We start from the raw sequence: 6,043 nt of genomic DNA, 5'->3' as shown, positions 1-6,043 counted from the left end.
GTGACGAGGACCTGCGGGGGGCCGCTGCGGTCCGGCTCGAGGGTGTTGCGGAGCCGGACGACGAAGGTCTGCAGGGACTTGCCCGCGCTCGGGGGCGGGGCGTCGCCCCACAGCGTGTCGACGAGGTCGGCCGTGCCGACCACCCGTCCCGAGGCGGCGACGAGCCGGGCCAGGAGCAGCCGCTCCTTGGCCCCCCGGATCTCGACCGGTCCCGTCGCGCGCTCCACCCGCAGCGGACCGAGCACCGAGTAGTGCACGGGCTCAATGTAGGGCCGCGCGGTCACGGTGGACACCTCGTTCCTGCGGGTCGTCCGGCGGGGGTTCGACCAGCGTGCTCCGGCCCGGTCGCGACGCGGTCGCGGCGCGGTCGCGGGCGGGCGACGGGGGTGGGCGACGACGAGGAACGGGGGCGGGGACGACGAGGGAGCCGGTGTGCGGCGGCGGCGCCGGTGCCGTCCGCTCAGCCGAGGGAGCGGCGCATCACCAGGCGGGGCATCCTCGAGGCGAGCGCGTCGGTGGTCCCGACGACCTCGAAGCCGGCCTTCTCGAACATCGACCGGGTACCGACGAACGCCATCGTCGTGTCCATCCGCGCCCCGCCGGGGTCGACCGGGTACGCCTCGACCGCGGGCGCCCCACGAGAGGCGGCGTAGTCGACGGCGCCCTCGATGAGCGGCGTCGTCACCCCCCGGCGACGGTGCCCGCCGCGGACGACGACGCAGACGATGCTCCACACCGGCACGTCGTCGACCGGGTGGATCTTCGTGCTGTGGACCAGGCGGGGGATCTCGGCACGGGCGCCGACGTTGCACCAGCCGACGGGGGTCCCGTCGAGGTAGGTGACGACGCCCGGCGGGTCCTGGCGCTCGCAGAGGCGCCGCATGGCCTGCTCGCGGTCGCCGTCGCCGAGCTCCTCGATCTCCTTGAGCCGTAGCCGGTGCGAGAGGCACCAACAGTGGGTGGCGCGCCGGTTGGGGTTGACGACGTCGGCGAAGTCGTCGAACCGGTCCGGGGTGACGGGGAAGGTCTGCCAGTCGGCCATGCGTCACCCAACCACGGGCCACCGACACCGCGATGTCACACCGCGGCCGCGGCCGGTGTCCTGAGGGTGACGGCGGGCGCACCGGCGCCGGCCCGGACACCAGGAGAGTCCCGTGAGCAGCACCTTCCGCATCCCCGCGAGCCCCGCACGCGGTCCGTACGTCCGTCTCGTCGAGGCGGTGTCCCGGCGGATGTGGGGGCAGGTGCCGGACACCCTCGCCGTCTACGCGCACCACCTGCCGGTGCTCAAGACGGTGCTCGGGTTCGAGCGGCGCGTGCAACGCTGGCACGCCCTGGACCCGCACCTGCAGGCCTACGCGCAGGCGGCGACGGCGGCCTGCGTCGGCTGCTCGTGGTGTCTGGACTTCGGCTACTTCCTCGCGCACACCGAGGGGCTGGACGAGACGAAGATCCGCGAGATCCCGCGCTGGCACGACTCCACCGTCTTCACGGACGTCGAGCGGGACGTCCTCGCCTACGCCGAGGCGATGAGCGCGACGCCGCCGACCGTCGACGACGCGCTGAGCCACCGCCTCCAGGACGCGCTCGGCGTGCCGGCCGTCGTCGAGCTCACCCAGCTCGTCGCGCTGGAGAACATGCGGGCCCGGTTCAACTGCGCCGCCGGGCTGGAGTCCCAGGGCTTCTCGGCGGTCTGCGAGCTGCCGATCGCCCTACCCTCGTCGTCGTGAGCGACCCCGTCGACCGGCCGGCCGCCCGGGAGGCCGCTCCGCCCGACCCGGGGGAGTTCGAGGCGCTGCGGCCGCTGCTGTTCACCGTCGCCTACGAGCTGCTCGAGGTCGCCGCCGACGCCGAGGACGTCGTCCAGGAGGCCTGGCTGCGGTGGTCGCGCGAGGATCGCTCGGGCGTCGTGAGCCCGAGGGCCTACCTCGTGCGGACCGTGGCCCGGCTGGCGCTCAACCGGCTGCGGACCGTCGCCCGCCGCCGCGAGAGCTACGTCGGGCCGTGGCTGCCCGAGCCGCTGCTCACCGTTCCGGACGTGGCCGACGACGTCGAGCTCGCCGACTCGGTGTCGACGGCCATGCTCTTCGTCCTCCAGACCCTCACGCCGCTGGAGAGGGCCGTGTTCGTCCTGCGCGAGGTGTTCGACGTGCCCTACGACGAGGTCGCGGTCACCGTCGGGCGCACCCCGGCGGCGGTCCGGCAGCTCGCGCACCGGGCCCGGGAGCACGTCGCGGCCCGCCGGCCCCGGCAGGTCGTCGGCGCCGCCGAGCACGCGGCCGTCGTCGAGCGGTTCCACCGCGCGGCGGCCACCGGCGACGTCGCCGCGCTCGTCGGCGTGCTCGCCCCCGACGTCGTGCTCGTCACCGACGGCGGCGGGGTACGCAAGGCGGCGCTGAGGCCCATCGAGGGCCGCGAGAAGGTGCTGCGGTTCATCGGCGCCGTGACCCCGGCCGACGTCGCCGTCGAGTTCCGGGTCGTGCACGTCGGCGGCGGGCCGGGGCTCGTCGCGGTCGTCGACGGCGAGGTCGACTCAGTCATCACGCTCGAGGCGCGCGGCGACCTCGTCACCTCGCTGTTCTTCGTGCGCAACCCCCGGAAGCTCACCCGGCTGCGGGACGCCGTGCGGCTGGCCCGGTGACCGTCGGCGGTCTCGCCTACGGTCGGCGCGTGCGCGTCGTCAGCCTCGTCCCGTCCGCGACGGAGATCCTCTTCGCCGTCGGCGCGGGCGAGGACGTCGTCGGCGTGACCTTCGAGTGCGACCACCCCCCGCAGGCGCGCGGCCGCCGTGTCGTATCCACCTCGTCCGTGCCGCCGGGCCTCAGCCCCGCGCAGATCGACGCCGCGGTGGCGGCGGCGCTCCGGCGAGGCGAGGACCTCTACCGGCTCGACGCCGGTGCGCTCACCGGGCTGGACGCCGACCTCGTCGTCACCCAGGACCTGTGCGCGGTGTGCGCGCTCGACGTGACGACGGTCGACGACGCGCTGCGCCATCTCGGCTGCTCCGCGCAGGTGCTCACCGTCGACCCGCACACCCTCGAGGAGGTGCTCGCGTCGGTCGTGACGATCGGGGCGGCGGTCGGCCGGGAGGCGCAGGCACGCGCCCTCGTCGACGCATGCCGGTCCCGGTTGGACGCCGTGTCGCGCCGGGTCGCCGGGCGGGACCGGCCGCGGGTCGCCGTGCTCGAGTGGACCGACCCGCCGTACGCGCCGGGGCACTGGATCCCGGAGATGGTCGCTCTCGCCGGCGGCGAGAGCGTCCTCGGGACGGCGGGCGAGCGGTCCGGCCGCATCGAGTGGTCGGCGCTGCACGCGTCCCGCCCCGACGTCGTCGTCGTCGCCCCGTGCGGCTACGACCGCGAGGGGGCGGCGGAGCAGGCGCGCGGGCTCGTCGAGGCGGGTGTGCTGCCTGCGGACGTGCTCGTCCACCCGGTCGACGCCGACGGGCTGTGGGCCCGCCCCGGCCCGCGGCTCGTCGACGGCGTCGAGGAGCTCGCGGGCGTCCTGCACCCGTAGGAGCCGACGCGTCCGGTTCCGCCGGGGAGGTCCCGCGTCGAGGTATCACCGCGACCCGTCGGCCCTCGTCTCCGACATGAGGACGACGGGCCGTCGACGCGCGACGCGGCGCGGCCACCACCCGGAGGTGTCGTGCGACCCCCGCGGACGCTGGCACTGGACGTGCGCGTGCGGCGCGGGGTCGTGGCGGGGCGCCGGACCGGGGGAGTGGCACGTGGCGCTGACCGCCGCGCTCGTCCACAGGAGCGGCACACCCGGCGAGTGACCGCCCGCTCCGCGCTGGGGCGGAGCGGGCGGTCGGTGCCGGGCGTGCGGACCGTGCAGGGGTGCATCCGGTCCTGGGCGCCGCGGCGAGGCGGGCCGGTACTCGGCAGGGGAGTCGAGCACCGGACCCGCCCGGATTCAGACGGTCACCACCCCCCGACGGCGGGTGACGGCCACGAGGAGCCCGCCGACGACGAGCAGCAGCAGCGCCGTGAGCAGCAGCTCCGCGGCGTCCGTGCCCGTCTGGGCGAGCGAGGGGGCCGTACCGACGAAGCTCGGCGTCGCCGCCGCACCGGTGAAGGCCGCCGGGGTCACGACCGAGGCCGCGCCGAGGACGGGCGAGCCGTCGACGACGGTCGTCGTGGCGCCGGACGTCGCGCCGCCGTCAAGACCACTACCGGTCGCGTCGTCGGTCCCGTCGTCCGTGCCGTTGCCGGGGGTCTCCCCGCCGGTGTTTTCGCCGGGGGTCTCCCCGCCGGTGTTGTCGCCGGGGGTCTCCCCGCCGGTGTTGTCGCCGGGGGTCTCGCCACCGGTGTTGTCGCCGGGGGTCTCGCCACCGGTGTTGTCGCCGGGGGTCTCCCCGCCGGTGTTGACGCCGGGGGTGTCCCCGCCGGGGGTGGTGACGACGGTCGTCGCCCCGTCCGTGATGGAGTCCCCGATGACCGAGACGGCGTTGCCGCCGATGGTGACCGGGGCGGTCACCGGGGTGGTGACCTGGTTGCCGCCGGCGAGGGAGTCCTCGCCGGTAGTGGTGTTGCCACCCGAGCCGGCGGTCCCGGTGGTGGTGTCCACGACGGTGGTGGACCCGGTGGTGGTGGAGTCCCCGATGCCGGAGACGGCGTTGCCGCCGATGGTGACGGGGGCGGTCACCGGGGCGGTGACCTGGTTGCCGCCGAGGATGGAGTCCTCGCCGGTGGTGGTGTTGCCACCCGAGGTGCCGGTGGTCCCGGCGCTTCCGGACGTGACGTGGGTCGTCGCGTCCTGGGTGGTGGAGTCCCCGATGACCGAGATGGCGTTGCCGCCGATGGTGACGGGGGCGGTCACCGGGGCGGTGACCTGGTTGCCGCCGGCGAGGGAGTCCTCGCCGGTGGTGGTGTTGCCACCCGAGCCGGCGGTCCCGGTGGTGGTGTCCACGACGGTGGTGGACCCGGTGGTGGTGGAGTCCCCGATCCCGGAGACGGCGTTGCCGCCGACCGTGACGGGGGCGGTCACCGGGAGGGTGACCTGGTTGCCACCGAGGATCGAGTCCTCACCCGAGGTGGTGTTGCCACCCGAGCCGGCGGTCCCGGCGCTGCCGTCGGTGCCGGACGTGACGTCGGTCGTCGCGTCCTGGGTGGTGGAGTCCCCGATCCCGGAGACGGCGTTGCCGCCGATGGTGACGGGGGCGGTCACCGGGGCGGTGACCTGGTTGCCGCCGGCGATCGAGTCCTCACCGGTGGTGGTGTTGCCACCCGAGGTGCCGGCAGTGCCGGACGTGACGCCGGTCGTCGCGTCCTTGGTGGTCGAGTCCCCAATGACCGAGACGGCGTTGCCGCCGACCGTGACGGGGGCGGTCATCGGCGTGGTGACCTGGTTGCCACCGGCGACCGAGTCCTCACCCGAGGTGCTGTTCCCACCCGAGGTGCTGGCTGTGCCGGTGCCGGACGTGACGCCGGTCGTCGCGTCCTTGGTGGTGGAGTCCCCGATCCCGGAGACGGCGTTGCCGCCGACCGTGACGGGGGCGGTCACCGGGGCGGTGACCTGGTTCCCACCCGCGATCGAGTCCTCACCCGAGGTGCCGCTTCCACCCGAGCCGGCGGTCCCGGCGGTGCCGGACGTGACGTCGGTCGTCGCGTCCTTGGTGGTGGAGTCCCCGATCCCGGAGACGGCGTTGCCGCCGACCGTGACGGGGATGTTCACCGGGGTGGTGACCTGGTTGCCACCGGCGACCGAGTCCTCACCCGAGGTGACGCTGCCACCACTGCCCGAGCCGGAGGACCCGTTCGCGCGGTGCGTGGTCGCCTTCTCCGTGCGGCTGTCGCCGACGACCGAGGCGGCGTTACCGCTCACGGTGACCGGAGCGGAGACCGGCGCCTTGACCTGGTTGCCACCCGCGATCGAGCCCTTGCCGGACGTCGTGTCGCCGGAGCCCGTAGATCCGCCCGAGCCCGTCGACCCGCCCGAGCCCGTGGACCCGCTCGAGCTGTGGGTCGTGGACTTCGAGGTGTGGCTGTCGCCGACGCCGGACGTGGAGTTGCCGGAGACGGTGACCGGGGCCGAGACC

At 74.9% G+C, this 6,043-nt stretch carries 6 protein-coding genes; 3 read left to right on the top strand and 3 right to left on the bottom strand.

Going from position 1 to position 6,043, the window contains the following annotated elements; genetic code table 11:
• Together EPD83_RS19580 and EPD83_RS19575 are read right to left on the bottom strand one after the other, a co-directional pair.
• The coding region (locus EPD83_RS19580; protein ID WP_205859631.1) for an AfsR/SARP family transcriptional regulator at window positions 1-284 on the bottom strand (284 nt) is incomplete at its 3' end.
• 176 nt (window positions 285-460) lie between these two features.
• Complete coding sequence (locus EPD83_RS19575; protein ID WP_165567036.1) at window positions 461-1,042, bottom strand: GNAT family N-acetyltransferase; 582 nt, start codon at window positions 1,040-1,042, stop codon at window positions 461-463.
• Between the two features lie 112 nt (window positions 1,043-1,154).
• On the opposite strand from EPD83_RS19575, the gene EPD83_RS19570 reads away from it, so the two are divergent.
• Genes EPD83_RS19570 through EPD83_RS19560 form a run of 3 tightly spaced genes read left to right on the top strand, consistent with a single transcriptional unit; the run spans window position 1,155 to window position 3,516 of the window.
• Window positions 1,155-1,730, top strand: a complete 576-nt coding sequence (locus tag EPD83_RS19570; RefSeq protein WP_128367433.1) for a carboxymuconolactone decarboxylase family protein — start codon at window positions 1,155-1,157, stop codon at window positions 1,728-1,730.
• On the top strand, window positions 1,727-2,641 hold the full coding sequence (locus EPD83_RS19565) for an RNA polymerase sigma-70 factor (protein WP_128367432.1): 915 nt from the start codon (window positions 1,727-1,729) through the stop codon (window positions 2,639-2,641). Before EPD83_RS19570 ends, EPD83_RS19565 begins: the two co-directional genes overlap by 4 nt.
• Window positions 2,642-2,670: 29 nt before the next feature.
• Window positions 2,671-3,516: a cobalamin-binding protein gene (locus tag EPD83_RS19560; protein ID WP_128367431.1), complete on the top strand. Its 846-nt coding sequence runs from the start codon at window positions 2,671-2,673 to the stop codon at window positions 3,514-3,516.
• Between the two features lie 402 nt (window positions 3,517-3,918).
• On the opposite strand, the gene EPD83_RS19555 is transcribed toward EPD83_RS19560, so the two are convergent.
• Window positions 3,919-6,043, bottom strand: a 2,125-nt coding sequence (locus EPD83_RS19555) for a beta strand repeat-containing protein (protein WP_165567035.1), incomplete at its 5' end; no start/stop codon positions are given.

Origin of the sequence: Phycicoccus flavus (genome assembly GCF_004025965.2) — a bacterium.
GTDB lineage: Bacteria > Actinomycetota > Actinomycetes > Actinomycetales > Dermatophilaceae > Phycicoccus > Phycicoccus flavus.
This window is presented reverse-complemented; position numbering and strand designations above follow the sequence as displayed.